Origin of the sequence: Desulfosalsimonas sp. (assembly GCF_046483245.1) — a bacterium.
GTDB lineage: Bacteria > Desulfobacterota > Desulfobacteria > Desulfobacterales > Desulfosalsimonadaceae > Desulfosalsimonas.
This window is the reverse complement of the sequence record NZ_JAWODO010000055.1, coordinates 1-18,771: the sequence shown is the minus strand read 5'-3', so window position 1 is coordinate 18,771 and position 18,771 is coordinate 1. Positions and strand designations below refer to the sequence as shown.

General features: G+C 55.1%; 16 protein-coding genes. 6 read left to right on the top strand and 10 right to left on the bottom strand.

The window, feature by feature from the left end; genetic code table 11:
* The 4 genes from R6U41_RS05690 to R6U41_RS05675 all read left to right on the top strand — a co-directional run.
* Nucleotides 1–258: PIN domain-containing protein (locus R6U41_RS05690; protein WP_410268867.1), on the top strand; the 258-nt coding region annotated here is incomplete at its 5' end.
* Between the two features lie 651 nt (nucleotides 259–909).
* On the top strand, nucleotides 910–2,550 hold the full coding sequence (locus tag R6U41_RS05685) for a BCCT family transporter (protein WP_410268866.1): 1,641 nt from the start codon (nucleotides 910–912) through the stop codon (nucleotides 2,548–2,550).
* Between the two features lie 28 nt (nucleotides 2,551–2,578).
* A complete protein-coding gene (locus R6U41_RS05680; RefSeq protein ID WP_410268865.1) occupies nucleotides 2,579–3,526 on the top strand; it encodes a glycine betaine ABC transporter substrate-binding protein in 948 nt (315 codons plus the stop codon).
* Nucleotides 3,527–3,533: 7 nt separating this feature from the next.
* Nucleotides 3,534–4,211 (top strand): serine protease, encoded by a 678-nt coding sequence (locus R6U41_RS05675; protein ID WP_410268864.1) that lies wholly within the window; start codon nucleotides 3,534–3,536, stop codon nucleotides 4,209–4,211.
* A gap of 153 nt (nucleotides 4,212–4,364) precedes the next feature.
* Here R6U41_RS05675 and R6U41_RS05670 read toward each other — a convergent pair whose 3' ends face one another.
* The 6 genes from R6U41_RS05670 to R6U41_RS05645 all read right to left on the bottom strand — a co-directional run bounded on the left by R6U41_RS05670 (nucleotide 4,365) and on the right by R6U41_RS05645 (nucleotide 9,917).
* Nucleotides 4,365–5,432, bottom strand: coding sequence for an ABC transporter ATP-binding protein (locus tag R6U41_RS05670; RefSeq protein ID WP_410268863.1), 1,068 nt, complete (start codon nucleotides 5,430–5,432; stop codon nucleotides 4,365–4,367).
* Nucleotide 5,433: 1 nt separating this feature from the next.
* Entirely contained in the window at nucleotides 5,434–6,156 is a 723-nt protein-coding gene (locus tag R6U41_RS05665; protein ID WP_410268862.1) for an ABC transporter permease, read from the bottom strand.
* Between the two features lie 31 nt (nucleotides 6,157–6,187).
* A complete protein-coding gene (locus tag R6U41_RS05660) occupies nucleotides 6,188–7,198 on the bottom strand; it encodes an ABC transporter substrate-binding protein (protein ID WP_410268861.1) in 1,011 nt (336 codons plus the stop codon).
* 15 nt (nucleotides 7,199–7,213) lie between these two features.
* Nucleotides 7,214–7,939 (bottom strand): Rossmann-like domain-containing protein, encoded by a 726-nt coding sequence (locus R6U41_RS05655; RefSeq protein WP_410268860.1) that lies wholly within the window; start codon nucleotides 7,937–7,939, stop codon nucleotides 7,214–7,216.
* 235 nt (nucleotides 7,940–8,174) lie between these two features.
* A complete protein-coding gene (locus R6U41_RS05650; protein WP_410268859.1) occupies nucleotides 8,175–9,221 on the bottom strand; it encodes a J domain-containing protein in 1,047 nt (348 codons plus the stop codon).
* Nucleotides 9,222–9,326: 105 nt separating this feature from the next.
* Complete coding sequence (locus R6U41_RS05645) at nucleotides 9,327–9,917, bottom strand: hypothetical protein (protein ID WP_410268858.1); 591 nt, start codon at nucleotides 9,915–9,917, stop codon at nucleotides 9,327–9,329.
* 165 nt (nucleotides 9,918–10,082) lie between these two features.
* On the opposite strand from R6U41_RS05645, the gene R6U41_RS05640 reads away from it, so the two are divergent.
* Nucleotides 10,083–11,462, top strand: coding sequence for a 4Fe-4S dicluster domain-containing protein (locus R6U41_RS05640; protein ID WP_410268857.1), 1,380 nt, complete (start codon nucleotides 10,083–10,085; stop codon nucleotides 11,460–11,462).
* A 204-nt stretch (nucleotides 11,463–11,666) separates the two neighbouring features.
* Nucleotides 11,667–13,601, top strand: coding sequence for an FAD-dependent oxidoreductase (locus R6U41_RS05635; protein WP_410268856.1), 1,935 nt, complete (start codon nucleotides 11,667–11,669; stop codon nucleotides 13,599–13,601).
* Between the two features lie 77 nt (nucleotides 13,602–13,678).
* Here R6U41_RS05635 and R6U41_RS05630 read toward each other — a convergent pair whose 3' ends face one another.
* The 4 genes from R6U41_RS05630 to R6U41_RS05615 form a co-directional block, all read right to left on the bottom strand.
* The gene (locus tag R6U41_RS05630) at nucleotides 13,679–14,881 is read right to left on the bottom strand and encodes a DEAD/DEAH box helicase (protein ID WP_410268855.1); all 1,203 of its coding nucleotides are present in this window, start codon (nucleotides 14,879–14,881) and stop codon (nucleotides 13,679–13,681) included.
* Nucleotides 14,882–15,254: 373 nt separating this feature from the next.
* Nucleotides 15,255–15,455 (bottom strand): cold-shock protein, encoded by a 201-nt coding sequence (locus tag R6U41_RS05625; protein ID WP_181550767.1) that lies wholly within the window; start codon nucleotides 15,453–15,455, stop codon nucleotides 15,255–15,257.
* Between the two features lie 184 nt (nucleotides 15,456–15,639).
* Nucleotides 15,640–17,709: a PAS domain S-box protein gene (locus R6U41_RS05620; protein WP_410268854.1), complete on the bottom strand. Its 2,070-nt coding sequence runs from the start codon at nucleotides 17,707–17,709 to the stop codon at nucleotides 15,640–15,642.
* Complete coding sequence (locus R6U41_RS05615; protein WP_410268853.1) at nucleotides 17,669–18,310, bottom strand: MEDS domain-containing protein; 642 nt, start codon at nucleotides 18,308–18,310, stop codon at nucleotides 17,669–17,671. Before R6U41_RS05615 ends, R6U41_RS05620 begins: the two co-directional genes overlap by 41 nt.
* Between the last annotated feature and the right edge of the window lie 461 nt (nucleotides 18,311–18,771).

The following is an 18,771-nucleotide window of genomic DNA, read 5'->3' as shown; positions in this document are numbered from 1 at the left end:
CGGCGCAAGCTCAATATGTCATGGGAGGATATCACCGAGATGTTGACCCTGATTCTCTCGGTTTGCCCGGTCGATTCACTCACCCCTGAAACGCATGAAACGGCAATGGCGGTAGCAAAGCGCTACGGCTTGAGTGTATATGATTCAATGATCGTTTCAGCCGCACTGATCGGAAACTGTGAAATCCTGTATTCCGAGGATATGCACGATGGCCTGATCATCGAGGGAAAACTGCGGATCCAAAATCCATTCAGGTGATCAACCGGTTCCACCATAAATATCTTGTATCAGCAAACGCCCTTCAGGAAAAATACAATGAGATGTTTTACTGTCTTGAGCAAAACGGATATATCGACAGTCACCTTTCCGAAAAAATGGTTAAAGCAGTGCAATTTCGCAAGAGCGAAAAAAAAGGATTTCCTTGGGAGTGTGTTTACCGCCGGGCCGGCATCATGCCAAAATCATAGAACCAAGAACGAACAGCAACTTTTTGAAGTTGGTCAGAAGTCTGATTGACGGCCGCATCAAAGGCAAAACCTATCTGGTGGCTGAACGAAAACCCTGTTCAGCCAAAACCCGAATATCGAAATCCGAAATCCGAAACAAATACGAATATCGAATGTTTAAATGATAAAAACCAACAGCTTAAAACAGGATGTTTCTGTCATTGATGCATTTAGGGTTTTGGTCATTGTTTCGGATTTCGAGCTTCGGATTTCGGATTTCCTGAACGAAAACCTGGTTTTCGTTCAGGCGCTAATTATGACGGCCGGAAAACTTTGGCAATCCCATAAAAACCAGTCAGATAGCGCCGTCTGATTTGCAGGTTTTTCAAATACCGCTTATAATATTGTCCATGATTTTCTTTGTCCATATTCCTTTTCACAGCAAACCAACAGAGGACGGGGTATGACAGACAAACCAGACCAGGAAGAAAGCCAGGCCGGCGCTGAGGCCGAAGAAGGCTGGTTTCACCTGGACATCCACCCCCAGGTCTTTTTCATCTCAGCGGCCCTGATCATTTTTTTTGTGGTGGCCACCATTGTTTTCCAGCAATACCTGGGAAACGTATTTGAACAGATGCAGGCGGGCATGTCCAAGTATGCCGGCTGGTTTTTCATCTGGACGGTCAACATCGTGCTCATCTTCATCCTCGTGCTGCTGGCCGGGCGGTTCGGCGACATCCGGCTGGGCGGTCCGGACGCCAGGCCTGAATTTTCCACCATGGGATGGTTTGCCATGCTGTTTTCCGCGGGAATGGGCATCGGCCTGCTGTTTTACGGAGTGGCCGAACCCATGTTCCACTACGCCGCCAACCCCCTGACCGAACCGGGCACCACTGAATCCGTGCGAAAGGCCATGGACATTACGTTTTTGCACTGGGGCCTGCATCCTTGGGCCATCTATTCCCTGGTAGCCCTGTCGCTGGCCTTTTTCTCCTTTAACAAAGGGCTGCCCCTGTCGATCCGTACGGCCTTCTACCCGCTTCTGGGAGAGCGCATATACGGCTGGCCGGGCAATATTATCGACATCCTGGCCACTGTGGCCACCCTGTTTGGCGTGGCCACTTCCCTGGGCCTGGGCGTCCAGCAGGTCAACGCCGGCCTGGACTATCTGCTGGGCGTGGGACAATCCGCCAACATCCAGGTCATACTGATTGCCGGCATCACCGGCGTGGCCACCTGGTCGGTGGTCAAGGGGCTGGACAAGGGCATCCGCCGGTTAAGTGAGATGAACATTGCCTTTGCCGCCCTGCTGGCCCTGTTTGTGTTCCTGGTGGGCCCCACCCTGTTTATCATGAATGCGCTGCTGGAAAACATCGGTTATTACATCCAGCACCTGCCCCAGCTAAGCACCTGGAACGAAACCTACGAGCAGACCCAATGGCAGCAGGGCTGGACTATTTTTTACTGGTCCTGGTGGATCGCCTGGTCGCCCTTTGTGGGCATGTTTATCGCCCGAGTCTCCCACGGCCGAACCATCCGGCAGTTCATCATGGGTGTTTTGCTGGTGCCCACGTTTATCACTTTTTTGTGGATCACCATTTTCGGCAACACGGCGCTTTTCATTGAAATGTTTGGCTCCGGCGGCATTTCCAGGGCCGTTCAGAACAACATCCCGGTCTCCATGTTTGTGATGCTGGAAAATTTTCCCCTGAGCATCGTCTCATCGGCCCTGTCCATTGTCGTGATCATCACCTTTTTTGTCACTTCTTCGGACTCGGGCTCCATGGTCATCGACATTATCACCTCCGGGGGCAACCCCAACCCGCCGGTGCTATCCAGGCTGTTCTGGGCCATTATGGAAGGTGCGGTGGCCGCAGCCCTGCTCATGGGCGGCGGGCTGGTGGCCCTGCAGACGGCCACCATTACCACGGGGCTGCCCTTTGCCGTAGTGCTCCTGGGCATGTGCGTGGCCCTGTACAAGGGGCTTTCCGATTATTCCGCACCACAGGAATTTGTCCTGGGGGATCGAAAACCCGAAAAGGAATTTAAAATCAAAACCCGACCGCCGCTGGACAAAACCTTCGGCAAACGGCGGCTGTGGTAAATACCTGCTGAAAAAGGGGGAAACCGTCATGAAAAAAAACCTAACCGCCGCCCGGTGGATCCTGTGTCTGGCCGCGGTGGCCGTATGCTTGGCTATCGTTTCCGGCGCACAGGCACAAACCCAAAACAAAACCCTTCGGCTGGCCTATACAGACTGGTCATCATCGGTTGCCTCGGCCAACCTGATCAAAGCCGTGCTCGAGGAAAAACTCGACATTTCCTGCAAACTGATACCCATGGACGTAGAGGAAATGTGGCAGTCCGTGGCAGAAGGCCGCGCCGATGCCATGGCTTCAGCCTGGCTGCCGGATACCCATTCCATGTATTACAGCCAGTACAAGGACCAGGTAAAGGATCTGGGCGCAAACCTGGAAGGCACCAAAATCGGCCTGGTGATCCCAAACATCACCCTGGGCCGGCTCACCGCCGGCACCGGGATCCGCAACAAGCCCTACATCCCCGTTGATTCCATCACCGAGCTAAAGCAGCATGCGGATAAATTCAATTACCGGATCATCGGCATCGAGCCCGAGGCCGGGATCACGCACAAAACCCGACAGGCCATGGAGGTCTACGGACTCGAAGAATTCCGGCTCCAGGAAGGCAGCGAGGTGTCCGCGATGGCCGAACTGTCCCATGCGGTCCAGCACCAGAAGTGGATCGTATTTACGGGCTGGCTCCCCCACTGGAGCTTTGCCCGGTGGAATCTGAAGTTTCTCGATGACCCGGAAAACGTTTTCGGCGGTCCCGGATCCATCCACACGGTGGTACGAAAAGGCCTGAAAAAAGACATGCCCGAAGCATACCAGATGCTGGACCGGTTCTTCTGGACCCCTGAACAGGTGGGTCAGCTCATGCTCTGGATCCAGGAGGACAACGGCCTGTTTCCCTTTGAAAAGGCCATGCGCTGGGTGCGCACCCATCCCGAAAAAATCGCTGGCTGGATCAAACAGGAAAAACAGCCCCACAGGAGGTAGGCCAAAAATGCTTCAGGACATATATTTTCAGTACAAAAACGCCTGCATGATGCTGTTTCGCAGGGAGGGCGAGCAGGTGACGTTCCGGGGATCGGCCTTTCTGGTGCATCCGGACGGCTACCTGCTGACCGCAGCCCATTTGATCACCGGAAAATTAGATCTCATGGTGGTGCCCATGCAGGAAACCTCGGGTTTTTGCCAGGCCCATATTGACACCGTGACGCCCATGGGCGTGGAAATCCGACAAATCGACCGGAAAAGGGATATAGCCCTTCTAAAGTTTACCCGGGAAATCGAGATTGCCATGCCCGATCACATCATGGGAACCCCCGAGGAAGTGCCCGTGGGCAACATGGTGGCCAACATGGGCTTTCCCTTCGGCTTCTACGGCATCTACAACCAAGTAATCAAGCAGGCGGTTATCTCGGCCAAAATTCTGTCAGGCAATGAAACCCGGCTGTTTTTGTTTGACACTCTGGTCCATGACGGCCAAGGAGGAGGACCCCTGATCAACCTGTTTGACGGGCGGATCATCGGGGTTATCGGCGGGCGGTTCTCGCCCCAGGAATTGATGCCCGAGCACCTCAAAGATACTGATGCGCCCATTAAAACCGATATTTCCTATGCCGTGTCAACAGATCATGCAACGGCTCTCATGGAGGCAGAATCCATTGAAATTATATAGTGCCTGAACGAAAACCGTCTTTTCCGCCAATCTCTGCGTCCGGCTCAAATTTTAATCCTCAAAATACGTCGAGTATTCCTGCGGTTAAAATTTTCGCCGTCCTGGACCTTAACGAAAAATCCTGGTTTTCGTTCGGGCACTATATAGCAACAATCAGGACCGGACGGGAAAATCATCAGCCAGGGTGCGTATGGATTCCAGCGGGACACCCAGATAAGCGGGGCTTTCCACATCCAGTCCCATCTGATCCCATTGGGATTCGGCAAGTTCGGCCGTGATCACTGCACCTTCAAGCCGGACATCAACCCGAACCACCGGCGGGTTCCTTCTCTCTGCCGCAATATATCCCCTGAACCGGTTGGGTATGTGATTTTCAACGGGATATGGGGAAATCCGAACCCCGGCGGGCAGGACCGCAATTTTTTTCAATGGTGTTCCCTCATACGGAACAATTAAAGTCAGGGAACCGCACATGGCCTTTCCGAGACCGAAATCAAGGCCGTCTATCCGGTTGCACGCAAAAATCGCCGGGGAACCAAAAAGCCTAAACACAGACGATGTTTCCGGGTTAAACAAGATTTCCTCCGGTCTGGCCACCTGTTCAACGTTGCCGCCATTGATCACGGCAATCCGGTGGCCCATCTCAAACGCCTCTTTTTGATTATGGGTAACATAAACAGTGGTCAGGCCCATTTGTTTTTGCAGGTCCTTGAGTTCCTGGCGCAGATATCCTGCAGTCCGGGCGTCCAGACTGTTGAAGGGCTCATCAAGCAGCAGGATTTTGGGATGGGGCGCAAGTGTTCTGGCCAGTGCAACCCGTTGTTTTTCACCCCCGCTGAGAGATCCGGGATAGCGGTCCAAAAGATGCGAAATGCGCAGCCGGCCGGCCAGTTCTAAAACCCTTTGGTCAGTCTGCGCTTTGGGGATCTGCCGGGCATGCAGGCCAAATGCAATATTATTCCGTACATTCAGGTGGGGAAACAGTGCAAAGGACTGAAACAGGTAGCCCACGTTTCGCTTTGCCGGCGGCAGGTTATCCACGGGTACATGATCAAAACATACCGACCCGGTATATGCGCACAGACCGGAAATGACGTTTAAAAGCGTGGTCTTGCCCGCTCCGGTGGCACCGGCAAGCACCAGAAGTTCTGCATCCCGGATCAAAAGGCAGGTCTTTTCACAGATATAATTACAAATTTCTCTGAGTTCAATGCAGGCCACGTCACCTCCACCGGGCAGTGGTCTTTTCCTCAAGGAAACTGAAAAACTTTTCAAATATCAGACACATCACCGACAATACCATCAGACAGACCAGAATGATGTCCATCCGCATCAGGTTTTCCGCCCGCATCATCAACGCCCCGATACCCGTGGGGATGGCCACCATTTCCGCAGCGATCACCACTTTCCAGGCCATTCCCGCCTCCAGCTTCAAACCGGTAAAAATATTGGGCAGGGCCATGGGAATCACCACCCGGCCCAGAATAACCCGGTCTGTGGCCCCCAGAACCCGGGCCGCATGAATATACTCAGGGGGAACCTGCCGGATACCGGTCACTGTATTGTATAACACCGGGAAAAACGAGCAGATAAAAATAATGGCAATGGGCAGCATCTCATTGACCCCGATCCAAAGCATCAGAACCGGCAGCCATCCCAGGGCCGGAATCGGGTAAAGCAAGGTAACCACGGGGTGAAACCACTGATGGACGTGATGATTCCAGCCCATCCAGACGCCCATGGAAATTCCGCACACCGCACCTGCTGAAAAACCGGCCACCACCCGGCCCAGACTGCTGATCAGGCTGGGAATCAACAAATCCCCGAACAGCATTTCCCGGATTTCAAGGACCACAGAGGAAAACGCAGGCAAAAAGAATTCTCCGGGAAACAGGTCAAGGCGTACGCTCATCTCCCACAAAACCAGCACCAACGCCACCGGCACCAGCCCACGCATCCTGGCAACTTTTTGAGCACTATTCATTTAAAAATCTGAGGTCCAGCATCTCTTTGGCAGGAAAAGATTCACGGATGTATCCCAGCCGCGCGGCTTCGTCAATGGCCGCCTGTACCGCAGCCGGATCGATTTGCCAGGTGTTTTCCATTTTTTTCTCCAGGGAGATTTGAATCACCTCCGAAAAGACCGCCAGTTTTTCCGTGTTCCCGGCGATATGGCCGGGAAAGATCCGTTTTCCGGCTGCGTTGAGGCGCCGGGTGACGATGCCGGCGGCTTTTGTTGGATTGGTGTTGATATAATCAATTCCCTTTCTGGTGAGTTCCACCAGGGTCTTGACCGCCTCAGGCCGCTTCTGAAGAAAATCCTCGGTCACCACAAGCACACTGCCCTGCATGCCGGGCCACAGATCTTTTGCTGAAACCAGCTCATGGAATCCGGCGGCCCGGGCCATGCTGGGAAACTGTTCAGGCATGACCGCCGCATCGATCCGGCCGGTTTGAAGCGACAAAAGCAGCTTGGGCGGTGACATGCGGCGGGCCGAGCCCACCAGGGAGGAATCGAGTTCATATTTTTCCACCAGCTTGTTCAACAGTGCAGCCCCCGGGCTGCCTTCCCGCGTGCAGCCGATCCGTATGCCGGGCTTTTCCAGGTCCCGGACATGCCCGACCCGGTCCCTGTTGACCACCAGGCCGTAACCATACAAATGGGTGCCGGAAACAATTTTTATGGGTGCGCCTGCATTGGCCCGGGCGTTAATGGCCGGGAAAAGGCAAACATAAGCCGCATCCACATCCCGCCGAGAAAGGGCGGCAGACAGGGCCATGCCAGTAACATAAGCGTCATGAACCTCCACCTTGAGGCCCGATTTTTCATACCAGTTTTGATCAACCGCGATATGGGCGCATGCCGCATGGTCCACAAACTCCACGGCCAAGCGGATTTTTTCCCCCGCCCCGGCATTGGCCGGAAAGATCAAAAAACCGGCAAGAACCATCAGCGCCAGAATCCACCGGGCCGCAGTTGTTTTCATGAATGCCATTTCCTGTTACTGGCTGCAGGCGCAAAAACGCGGCCAGCCCATGAGTCCGGCAGCCCCGGCAATGGTTGTGCCGTAAAACAGCACCGGCTTGGGAGTTAAAAAAGCTTCAATCGTATCATTGACAATGGTGGTGCCGGTCACCAGAAGCAAATCCGCCCACTGGCAAGCCCCTGCACTGTCGTTGGGGCCTTCCACTGCCACACCGCCTTTTATCTGACCAATATTGTCCGGGTCCAGATCCACAATCCGGTAATCAAAGTCCTGCTGCAGCCGCTCCACCATTTTGGGCTGATAACCGATCTGGACAATCCTGGGCCGGCCGTAGTGCTCGATAATAAAATCAGCCAGTTGGCCGGCACATTGTGCAGGGGCGTTGTCCCGGCAATGAACCGTGTTTTCAGCCAGGCCCAGGTGACGAAGCACGGCATTCATAGATGCCACAAAAACCGCCCGGCGGAAATTGTTCTCCAGTGGCATGGCCAGAATTTCATCCAGTCTGCTGGAAAAATCCCCGAACTGATCCGTGAAGGCCTGGCCCCGGCTGGTCTCAAAAACCGCTTCCATGAGCCGCTCCTTTCCCTTTTGAAGGGGAAAATCATCGCCTTCCGGGTTTCCGATGGCCTCCCGGGCCGTCAGGGCCCTGGCCTGAATCCGGATCTGCTGATCCAGCAAATCCTTTTCCGCACAAATCCTGTAGAACCGGTTCTTTAATATCTCATATAAAGACGACATCGCCCTTTCCTTAAAACAGTGCAAATGTACTGTAAAACCAACCCGATGAACCCAAAACCGCCTTTTCCCGGCCGCAGGCGCACGGTCTGCGACTTCAAGGAACACAGATATAAAGCCCGGCCCCCCCTTCTGTCAAGAACCATAAGAAACCATCGAAAAACAAACCGCTTTCCGGTGCGATGGCCTAGCCCGGAAAAACCGGGAAATAAGAATGCAGCATCAGGGCAGCGGTTTTTCAGCCTTGTTTTCCAGCATACCCCTTGCGCCCGGAGCGCAGGCGGGCCAGCAGGGTTTCAAAAGCGCGGTTTAAAAGGATAAAGCTTTCATGGTCCCCGCCGTGGTCCGGGTGATGGCGCCGGGCCATGCGCCGGTACTGGCGGGTGAGGGTTTTGACCGTATAACCGGAAAAATCGCGCGCTGAAATGCCCATGACCGCAACCGCTTCATCTTTCTCCATGCGGTTTTTGGCCGGCGGGGCCTGAAATGTCCGGCGCCGGTCCATCCACTCCCGGATCCATTCCTCCAGGTAAGCGCCCTGGGAAAACTCGTTGTCAAAAAACCAGCACACGTACCGGATCAGATACTCGTTTAATCCGTCACTGCATCCCAGGTCCGCCCAGAACCCCGCGTCCGCGTTTAACCGGCAGACCGCTTCCAGAAAACATTCATCCACCTGCTCCCGGGGAAGGGTTTCAGGATACCTGTGCGACAGCCGCCCGGGAAACGCGTCTGCCACGTTGAAAATCACGTAAGGATAAATTTTCTTTTCCCGGGCGGTCAGGATGCTTTCTTTTTCCATGAAATACTGCTCGATCTCATCTCTGGACTTGTCCAGCAGCTCCCGGTAGATCTTGGCGGGCGCGGCCCGGATATGGGTCTGATCCAATTCGGCAAACCGCAGATAATGCATCCGGCGGCGGTCAAATATGTGAAAACCCCCTTTTTCCGCCTGATCCACGCTTCTGCGCAGATCCTGCTTTGCCCCGGCTGTCAGGTGATCATGGGAAAAGGCTTGGATGACCCGCTGGGTTTCCGGATCCAGAAACGGAAAAAACACCCGTTCCAGCTCGTCGTTGTCCGGCTCCACGCCCAGCTCAAGGAGCCGGTCGCACAAATCCTCGTGCACGTAAAAAGCGCACCCGTCGTCCGGATATACCAGGTAGTCGGCCGGATTGCCGCCCAGGTCAAAAAGATGCCGGCTTTCAAGCGCGCCCCGGCACCCAATGCTCTGGCGCAGAAAATAGCGGGTGCCGCTTCGGGTCCTTTTCTTTGCAATATACATATCGGCTCCGGGTTATGTTTTTTCGTCCTGACGCTTCCGGGTGCAAATGGGTTGCACCCTAAAAATGCGTCCGGCTGACGGATTTTGCAACGCCCGGAAAACAGATCAGGCTTCGGCCGGACTGGTGTAAGCCAGAAGGGTTTTGCCGCTGCTTTCGGTTTCCGTAAACAGGCCGGCCTTGACCAGGGTATCGACCACCTCATTTAAAGTGCCCACATCCACGTCTTCAGTGGACATGCCGGAAAGAATGCCGATTACCTCCTGGCGGCTGCGGGCCTTGCCGTCGCCAAACTCCTTTCGGATGGTATCCTGAAGCCGGCTGGTTTCAAAGTCCTGCTTATGACCGCCATTTTCGGCATAGGGATATATGATCTGCCTGGCCAGTCTGCGCTGTTCCCGAGCCCTGGATTTTCTGCGGATCTGCAGCCCGCGGAACAAAAACGCCGCGAAAAATATCAGAAACATGGCCCCGAAAGCCTCGATCATGATGATAAAGGGCTGATGATCATAGGCCGTTGCCATCAGGGCGGCGGCGCAGCCCAGCAGGCAGGCGGAAATGGCCAGAAAAAACGCCGCCCAGAAAAAGGCGTGATCCGATTCCCGGATGGCCGATACCGGCAGCAGAATCACGCCCCGTTCCGCGGGTGCCAGCAGGTCCTCGGCCTGACGGATATCAACAGACTTCTTGTTTGCCATTCTTGTCCTCCTTGCAGAAAATACGTTTGCCCTTTTCAGGTGGATGATTTGAAAAACCATGCTATCTTACAAAAATATCCGGATTCGTCCAATGCTTATTTTTGTTCAAGGTTCAAATTGCGTTTGCAAATTTTTGCCGGGATGCCATCTCAAAGGAGGGATTCAATGAACCAGCAGAAAACCGGGAATCGCCCGGATGAGCGCATTGTGCGCACCACGTCGGCTTATGACTGCGGCGGCCGCTGCCCCCTGCGGCTGCATGTCAAAGGCAATCAGATCCTGCGCGTGGAGGGCGACGACGCCCCGGAGCCAAACCAGCTCAGGACCTGCCTGCGGTGCCGGGCCTACAAGCAGTACGTGCATCACCCGGATCGGTTTTTATACCCCCAGAAGCGGGTTGGAAAGCGCGGGGAGGGGAAATTTGAACGCATTTCCTGGGACGAGGCCTATGACACTTTCATCGGCCAGTTGGACCGGATCAAGGCCACTTACGGAAACAGCAACAAGGCGGACAAGGCGTTAAAACAGCTCGAATTCATCGCGGTCAGTGAGCTGTTTCCCACGGCCACGGCCCGGTACGCGGATATCATCTTTCCGGTGACCTCGGCTGCGGAGCGAAACGATTTCACCCGGCCCTGGCCCTCTGGCCCCTATTTCACGGTGATCAACCAAGCCATCAAACCCCTCGGGGAATGCAAGTCGGATCTACAGATCGCCTCGGAACTGGCCGAACGCATGGGCGTTGAAGGCTTCAATCCCCACAGCGAGGAAGAATGGCTCAAAATCCTTTTTGAAAACAACCCGGAATACACTACCCATATTGACGACTACGAGGCCTTCCGCCAAAAGGGCATCCACAGAATCGAGCTGCCCGAGTCCATCGTGGCCTTTCGCGACCAGATCGCAGACCTGCAAAACAATCCGTTTCCCACCCCGTCGGGCAAAATCGAGATTTTTTCCCAACGGGCTGCAGACCTGGACAACCCGGCCTGCCCACCCATTCCGAAGTATCTGCCCACGGCCGAAGACCGGTTTGACCCCCTGGCCGAAAAATACCCCTTGCAGCTGCTCACCCCTCATCCCAGAAACCGGGTCCACTCGGAACTCTACCTGGCTTCTGCGTGCTGGCATTGCGCCGCCCCGGTGTGTGCGGATGCCTGCCCGCCCGGGGCCATATACAAAAGACAAGATGACGGCGTTGTGATAGTGGATCCGGAAAAATGCCTGGGAAAAGACGATTGCGGGACCAAGTGCTTAAAAGCCTGCCCCTATGATGCCCCCCAGTTCGGCCCGGAAGAAAACGCGCGCATGCACAAGTGCAACTTCTGCGAAGACCGGCTGGCCGCCGGCAAGGTGCCCAACTGCGTGGAGGCCTGCCCGGTAAGGGCCCTGGATGCCGGTCCCATGGAAGAGCTGGAAAAAAAAATGCCGATGCCGCAAACTTTCCAAGGAAGCCCAAGGCCGGAGGCAATTTTTGAAGCGACATTGAGGGTTTTTACGGGAAAATTCAGCAAAGGCCGGAGCTTGAAATTTCAAACTGTTTGAGGCCGAAAAGCCGAGTTTGTAAATTTCAGCGGAGGCATTGGCTGAATCCGTAAAAACGCTCCGGAGCGAAAAAATGCCTTCGGCTGCAGGGCTTCCTTCCTTCAGCAATGGCACTTCACCGGTTTATTGGTTTACTGGTGCAAATCATTTTCCCGAAACCACTAATCAAATACGGGTACGCCCGGCAGGAAAGGAAAGGAAAAAATGTCTGATTTAAACACTTTGTTTTCACCCATTGTCATCAACAACACCGAAATCCCCAACCGTGCGGTGCTGCCGCCCATGGGCACCGGGCTTTGCGAAAAAGGCGGCCGGGTAAACGACGCCCTGCTGGCCTACCTCAGGCGCCAGGCCCGGGGCGGGGCCGGCCTTTTGATCTCCGAGATCACGGCCGTGCACCCCACGGGCATGGTCAGCCCCAAACAGGTGGCGGCCTGGGATGATGAATTTATCCCCGGGCTTTCGCAGATGGCCGAAGCCATGAAATCTAACAACGGCAAAGCCGCCATGCAACTTCATCACGCAGGCCGGGAAAGCTTGTACATGATCAAAAAACAAACCGCCATGGGCCCGTCTGCGGTGCCCAGCCTCGTCTACGGCCAGGCCCCCAGGGAAATGACCCGTGAGGACATTGCAGAAATTGTCTCCGCGTTCGGCGCTGCCGCAGCCCGGGCGCAAAAAGCCGGATTTGATGCCGTGGAAATCCACGGGGCCCACGGATACCTGCTCACCCAGTTTTTGTCCGCTATTTCCAACCAGCGCACGGACGAATACGGCGGCAGCTTTAAAAACCGGGCCCGGTTTGTCACAGAGGTGGTCCGGGCGGTAAGAAATGACGTGGGAAAAAATTTTCCCGTACTTTTGCGCATTTCCGTAGAGGAATACATCAAGGGCGGCTATACAGTGGAAGATGTTCTTGGGATTCTGCCGGATTTGAAAGAAGCCGGCGTTGACGTCATCCATGCCTCCATCGGCACCCACGGCAGCCCGGCCGGGGTCACCAGCGCACCGCCGGCCTTTGACGTGGGGTTTAACGTGGGCCGGGCCCGGCAGATCAAAGACGCGGCCGGTCTTCCCGTGATTGCCGTAGGCCGGTTCAACGACCCGCGGCCGGCAGACAAGGTGATTGCCGACGGAGATGCGGATTTGGTGGCATTCGGCCGCCAGCAGCTCTGTGATCCGGATTTTCTGGAAAAAGCGCGGCAGAACCGGTATGCCGATATCCGCAAGTGCATTGCCTGCAACCAGGGCTGCATTGAGCGGGAAATGTTTGAAGGCAAATCCGTGCGCTGCGCCATCAACCCGGAAACCGGCCAGGAGCTTGTCTGCCCGCAGCAGCCCGCAGCAGATCCCAAAACCGTCTGGATCGTGGGTTCCGGCCCGGCCGGGCTGATCGCCGCATCAGAGGCCAAACGCCTGGGCCATGACGTGCGCCTGTTTGAAAAAAAGCCCCAGGCGGGCGGCAACATCCTGTATGCCTGCAAAGCCCCGCACAAGGAAATCTATCTGGACTGGATCCAATGGCAGGCCGACCAGGTGGAAAAGGCCGGGGTAAAAATTGAAACCAATACCTGCGTCACCGCGGACATGATCGCAGATGCCCAACCCGACCAGGTGATCCTGGCCCTGGGCGGCGAGAAAATCATCCCGAAAATTTCAAGAATTGACCTGCCCCACGTGTATGACGCCTGGCAGATCCTGGGCGAAACCACAGCCCCGGGCAAAAACGCCCTGGTCATCGGCGGCGGGTTAATCGGCATGGAAACCGCCTGTTTTCTGGCCGCAAAGGGCGCTTCCGTGACCCTGGCCGAGCAGATGGAATCCTCGCCCGTGCCCAAGTTCACCTCCCACGGCTACAGCCTGCACAAGTACCTGAAGGAAAAACAGTGTGTGCTGCGCTTTGGCGCTGCAGTGGAGAAAATCACGGAAAACAAGGTGGTGCTGAAAACAAAGGACCAGTCCGAAGAAGTCCCCGGCTTTGACCAGGTGGTGCTGGCAGTGGGCATGAAACCCAGAAACGGCCTCTCCCCGGCCCTTGAAAAAGCCGGCATTGCCCACACGGTGGTGGGCGATGCCCTGGAGGTGCGCCGCATCATGGAAGCCGTGGAAGAAGGCGCAGCTGCCGTGTGGCAGCTTTAAGAAGCCGCCACAGCGGCATTGACACGCTGTCGCCCAAAGTCAGAAGGCCGCCCTGCTGGCCGGGAATTTGCGGGCTTTTACCGGGATTTGTAAAAGCCCGAGCCCGGCCTGCGGGTTTGCTTTTGGGGCTTTGAAGGGGTTTTCGCGCCCGGGGCGGAAACAGCGTAGTCAAAATCCGCAAATGTGCGGCGCTCGATCAGCGATCCCACAACCCGGTCAATGGATTTAAGGACCTGGCGGTCTTCGTTTGTGACCAGGTTAAAGGCGCTTCCCGTGTGCTCTGCCCGACCGGTTCTGCCGATGCGATGGATATAGGCCTCTGCAGTGGCCGGAACATCATAATTGACCACATGGGATACGCCGGAGACATCGATTCCGCGGGAGGCGATATCGGTTGCCACCAGGATCTGGTACTTGCCGGACTTAAAACCGTTTAAGGCGGCCTGGCGGCGGTTTTGGGACAAATTGCCCTGCAGGGAGGCCGCCCCGTAGCCGGCACGCTCAAGGGCCTCGCTCAGGCGCTTGGCCCGGTGCTTGGTCCGGGTAAAAATCAAAACCGATGCAATCCGGGTGTCCTTTAGAATCTTTAACAGCAAAGATGTCTTTTGGTTCTGGGATACGGGAAAATGGGTATGGCTGACCGTATCTGCGGCCGCGGGCTCGCCCACCTGCACAAATGCAGGCTTGTGGAGCACCTCATCTGCCAGAAGCCGGATCTCCTTTCGCATGGTGGCGGAAAACATCAGCGACTGCCGGTCCCGGGGAATCTTTTTCAAAATCCTTCGGATATCCGGGATAAAGCCCATGTCCAGCATCTGGTCGGCTTCGTCAAGAACCAGGGTCTCAAGGCCGGAAAAATCCATGTTGCCGCGGTTGATGTGATCAATGAGCCGGCCCGGGCAGGCCACCACGATGTCCACGCCCTTTTTCAGGGCCTGGATCTGGGGGTTGATGGCCGCCCCTCCGTAAAGGGTCAGGCTTTTCAAACCGGTCCGGCGGCCCAGAGTTTGGATATCCTGGTGGATCTGCTCTGCCAGCTCGCGCGTGGGCGCAAGGATCAGGGCCCGGTTTTTTCTGCTTTTGCTTTGAAGCAGTCGATGCAGAAGCGGCAGCACGTATGCGGCGGTCTTGCCGGTGCCGGTCTGTGCCAGGCCGATTAAGTCCTGGCCCTGCTTGACCCGGCCGATGGTCTGGACCTGCACGGGTGTGGGCGCGGTGAACCCGGCTGTGCGGATTGCCGCCTCTATTCTGGAATCGAGTTGAAACTCTTTAAAATCCAATAGTTGATGTTCCTTATGATTCAATGAATTGTTGAATTGTTGTTTTCTGATTCTGGCAGGAAAAGGCTGCTCGACTGTTTTCGATTCAACAACAGTGAATTTTCAGATGGCGCTGTAAAAAGTTGAAGATCAAGGCTTGCGCGATTGCCAAAGAATGCAGCGTACTTAGCTGTACGTGAAATTCCGGGGAATCGCGCATAACGCAGATATTCGACTTTTTACGGCGCCATCAACTATTGAAGGGAAAAACTTACAAAATCGGGGGCCGGGGGCCACATGAAAAATGGCAGGATGCGCCGGTGGCCGGTTTCCGTAAAGAATGGTGAAGTAAAAAGGGCATCCCCCTTTACGGGAGATGCCCTTTGTCAGGCAATTATTCCTCGGTTACATTGACTGCAGCCGGGCCTTTTTGTCCCTGCTCAATATCAAAGGTAACGTTGCTGCCTTCTTTGAGACTTTTAAAGCCGGTTGAGTTGATCCCGGTGTGATGGACGAAGACGTCCGGACCGTTTTCCTGCTCAATGAAACCAAAACCTTTTTGGTCGTTAAACCACTTTACTGTTCCGTTGGCCATAATGATATCCTCCTTTCTGTGAGATGCTCAAAATTTTACACTGGAGGATGTAGCCGTAGAACGGAAACCTGTTCCTTCAGGGAAAAATCGCTTTGCCAATTGTGCAAAGCCGTGTTGAATTAAATTAAAGTAACACACCCTGACAGAAAAGCAAGCTTTTTTTAAAAAGACCAAACAAAGCAACTCAATCGCCTGAAACAGAAAGCACATCACAGACGGCTTCGGCCAGCTGCTGCATCTGGACGGGTTTTTCGAGATAACGGGCAATGCCGAGGGATGCGGCTGTTTTGTCCGAAACCTGAATGCTGTAGCCGGTACACAGAATAATTCTCATCTCCGGCCGGATTTCCAGAATTTTTTCGGCAAGGCGGTCGCCGGTGATGTGGGGCATGGTCATATCCGTTATCACCAGTTCAAACCGGTACGGATCTGATGAAAACATCTCAAGGGCGGCTTTGGGGTTGGTATGGCCGCTGACCCGATATCCGAGCTTTTCCAGGCGCTGTTGGTTTAAACTGACAATCATGGGCTCATCATCGATCAAAAGAATACGCCCGTGGCCCCGGGGCGTATCACCGGTTTGAACCAAAACAGCTTCCGCGTTTTTTTCTGCAGCCGGCAGCAGGATCTCAAATTCGCATCCCTGCCCCGGCTGGCTCCTGACCCGAATGCTTCCGCCGTGGCTTTTGACAATTCCGTGCACCACCGAAAGGCCCAGGCCCGTGCCCTTGTCCACATCCTTGGTGGTAAAATAAGGATCAAAAATCCGTTCCAGGCTTTTGGCGGCAATCCCATGGCCGGTGTCTTTGACCGCAAGCCGAAAAAAGCGCCCTGTCCCCATGTCCGGATCCAGGGCCGCATTTTTATCTTTGAGCTGCGCCGCCGCCAGGCTCACTGTCAAAATCCCCCCGGACATAGCCATGGCGTCTGCCGCATTTCCGCACAAATTGATCAGCACCTGGTGGATCTGGGTGGGATCTGCCGAAACAACCGCCGGTTGCTCCGGCAGGCGGGTGCGGATTTCAATGTTGGCGGCAATCACCGGGCGAAGCAGTTTCAGGGCCTCGCCCACAAGCATGCAAAGGTCAACCGCCTGTTTTTCCTCACGTGTCTTGCGGCTGAAAGTCAACAACTGACGCACAACGTCTTTGGCCCGTACCCCGGCGGTCTGGATTTCATTGACATACGACCGGGCCCGGTGGTCTTCTGCAAGTTCGCCTGCGGCCAGCTCGGCATTTCCGATGATGATGCTCAGCACATTGTTGAAATCATGGGCAACACCGCCCGACAGGGTTCCGATGGACTCCATTTTCTGGGTCTGGCGGATCTGGCCCTCAAGGCGCCTTTTTTCCCTCCGGGCAAGGACCCGGCCGGTGACATCCCGGCCGATGCCGCTGATAAAAGGGGCGTCGTTTTCCGGGCGCACCAGTTCGCTGCGGTATTCGATATAAATCGTGCTGCCGTCTTTGGCCAAATAGGGGGTAATGCCTTCGTAGCTGCCCTTTTCGAAAATGGCCCCGAGATATTCGCTTTCAAATCGATCCCGGTGCTCAGGGAGCATGAAATCAGATATCGTCCGGCCCAGCAGTTCCTCGGCCCGGTAGCCGAACAACCGGTGCAGGGCGGGGTTGGCGGAAATCAGCCGGCCTTCAAGATCCTGGGTGTAGACCAGGTCGCTGATGGAGTTAAACAGGTCGCGAAACCGCTGCTCTGAGCAGGCAAGCTCTTGGGTGCGCTCTTTTACCTTTTTTTCCAGATCAGACTTGTGCTGCCGGAGCATCTGCTGCTGGCTGTGATTTTCGAGCACAAGGGCGGCAAGGTTCAGGGTGTTTTCAATAAAAGGGGCATAGGAAAAAAACATTTCTTCGTCTGCAGGTGCGCAGAAAAAAATACCGTAAACCGCAAGGGCGGTTTCAATGGGCAGGCATTCAACACCTTGGCTGCGCTTAAACCCGGTCAGCAGGGCTTTGCGTCCCGTTGCCTGCCCGGTTGCGCCTATGAGCTGCTCAAACAGCCGCCGACAGTGCTGTTGCTCCGGACCGGACGAGCCGTTTTCCCAGTGAAGACGGCCGTCTATGAAAATGCCCGATTTTTCCATGCCCGGCACACGGGAAAACCCCCGGCACAGAAAACGCGCCATTTTAGATCCCTGCCCCATCAGGTGCAGGGTGCTCTGGATCAGAATGATCCGGCCGAGAATTTCCGGGTCCGGACTAGGCATGGGCCTTGTTGTGTTGGCTGAGGTATTTTTCAAGAAAGCGTTCCGGCTCCATGAAGCCGGGATTTTTCACAAGCTGTCCGCGGACGATCATCAAAGGATGGATGGTGAGCATATCCATGATCACTGCCGGATCAAACCTTTGCGCATCATACTGGCAGACCGTTGTCAGGGGATGGTCCTCCAGCACCCGGTTGAGCCTTGCCTCATACACCAGCAGATCCTCCAGGTGGGCCCGGTTTTCCGCCAAGGCCCATGACATTTCCCCGATCCCCCGGGCCCCGGCATATCCCTGCTCCAGGGCGCCTTGATAATACCGGGCAACCACGCCGAGCATGAACTCGGAGGAAAAATAGGCATCCGGGCAGCATGCGTAATGGCCCGGGTAAAGGTCGAAATCGTCTAACCGGGCCTCCGTGTCCACGCCCAGCGCCCGCAGCTCCTTTACCATTTCCTCGGTGGAAATGTCATCGACCATGTAAAGCAGCCTGTCGTTTTCCACCAGCCCCTGCCGGAAAAACCGGGCCATGGTTTTTTTGCGTTCCGCGTCATCGCTGTACACATAGATAATGTGGCGGCCCTCCTCAAAGGGTTCGTCTGCAACGCCCAGCGAGACCTTGCGCGTTTTTCCCGCCATAACCCCTCCCTTTTTGCCGGTTTGGCCCGGTAATCCCTGAAATTTTGTAAAATTTCCGGATCTATGTATTCTTTGACATTGTTTGGCACGGAAGTCAAGAAAGGACACCCCCATCTTTTTTTGCAAAAATCCGCAGCTTTTTCTTGCTATAATGATTTTGGCAGTGTATATGGAATTTGACAAAAAATGCCTGCTTTTACCACCCCCTGTCCTTTGATCCTGTCGGTTTGCCCCGGAAAATCAGAGCCCGGGCTGTTTAAAAAAGCCAGGTTTGACTGTTTCGTAAAAAAAAAGTTTTTGGATGGTTGCTTGTTGCTGCGAATGCTGAGTTCTATAATTTTCCAGAATTTTCGCATGACGCCGCCCCGGTGGCGATTTGCTCCCTGCTGACCGCTTGCGCGCTCAATGCGACTCGCAAACCGCCCCCGGCCGGCATCATGGCCGGCGGTGTGGAAAGCTTC

What these genes read in the sequence shown, in the direction of transcription:
- R6U41_RS05685 (WP_410268866.1), top strand. Translation starts at nt 910, where the DNA reads ATGACAGACAAACCAGACCAGGAAGAAAGCCAGGCCGGCGCTGAGGCC.
- R6U41_RS05680 (WP_410268865.1), top strand. Translation starts at nt 2,579, where the DNA reads ATGAAAAAAAACCTAACCGCCGCCCGGTGGATCCTGTGTCTGGCCGCG.
- R6U41_RS05675 (WP_410268864.1), top strand. Translation starts at nt 3,534, where the DNA reads ATGCTTCAGGACATATATTTTCAGTACAAAAACGCCTGCATGATGCTG.
- R6U41_RS05660 (WP_410268861.1), bottom strand. Translation starts at nt 7,198, where the DNA reads ATGAAAACAACTGCGGCCCGGTGGATTCTGGCGCTGATGGTTCTTGCC.
- R6U41_RS05655 (WP_410268860.1), bottom strand. Translation starts at nt 7,939, where the DNA reads ATGTCGTCTTTATATGAGATATTAAAGAACCGGTTCTACAGGATTTGT.
- R6U41_RS05650 (WP_410268859.1), bottom strand. Translation starts at nt 9,221, where the DNA reads ATGTATATTGCAAAGAAAAGGACCCGAAGCGGCACCCGCTATTTTCTG.
- R6U41_RS05645 (WP_410268858.1), bottom strand. Translation starts at nt 9,917, where the DNA reads ATGGCAAACAAGAAGTCTGTTGATATCCGTCAGGCCGAGGACCTGCTG.
- R6U41_RS05640 (WP_410268857.1), top strand. Translation starts at nt 10,083, where the DNA reads ATGAACCAGCAGAAAACCGGGAATCGCCCGGATGAGCGCATTGTGCGC.
- R6U41_RS05635 (WP_410268856.1), top strand. Translation starts at nt 11,667, where the DNA reads ATGTCTGATTTAAACACTTTGTTTTCACCCATTGTCATCAACAACACC.
- R6U41_RS05625 (WP_181550767.1), bottom strand. Translation starts at nt 15,455, where the DNA reads ATGGCCAACGGAACAGTAAAGTGGTTTAACGACCAAAAAGGTTTTGGT.
- R6U41_RS05615 (WP_410268853.1), bottom strand. Translation starts at nt 18,310, where the DNA reads ATGGCGGGAAAAACGCGCAAGGTCTCGCTGGGCGTTGCAGACGAACCC.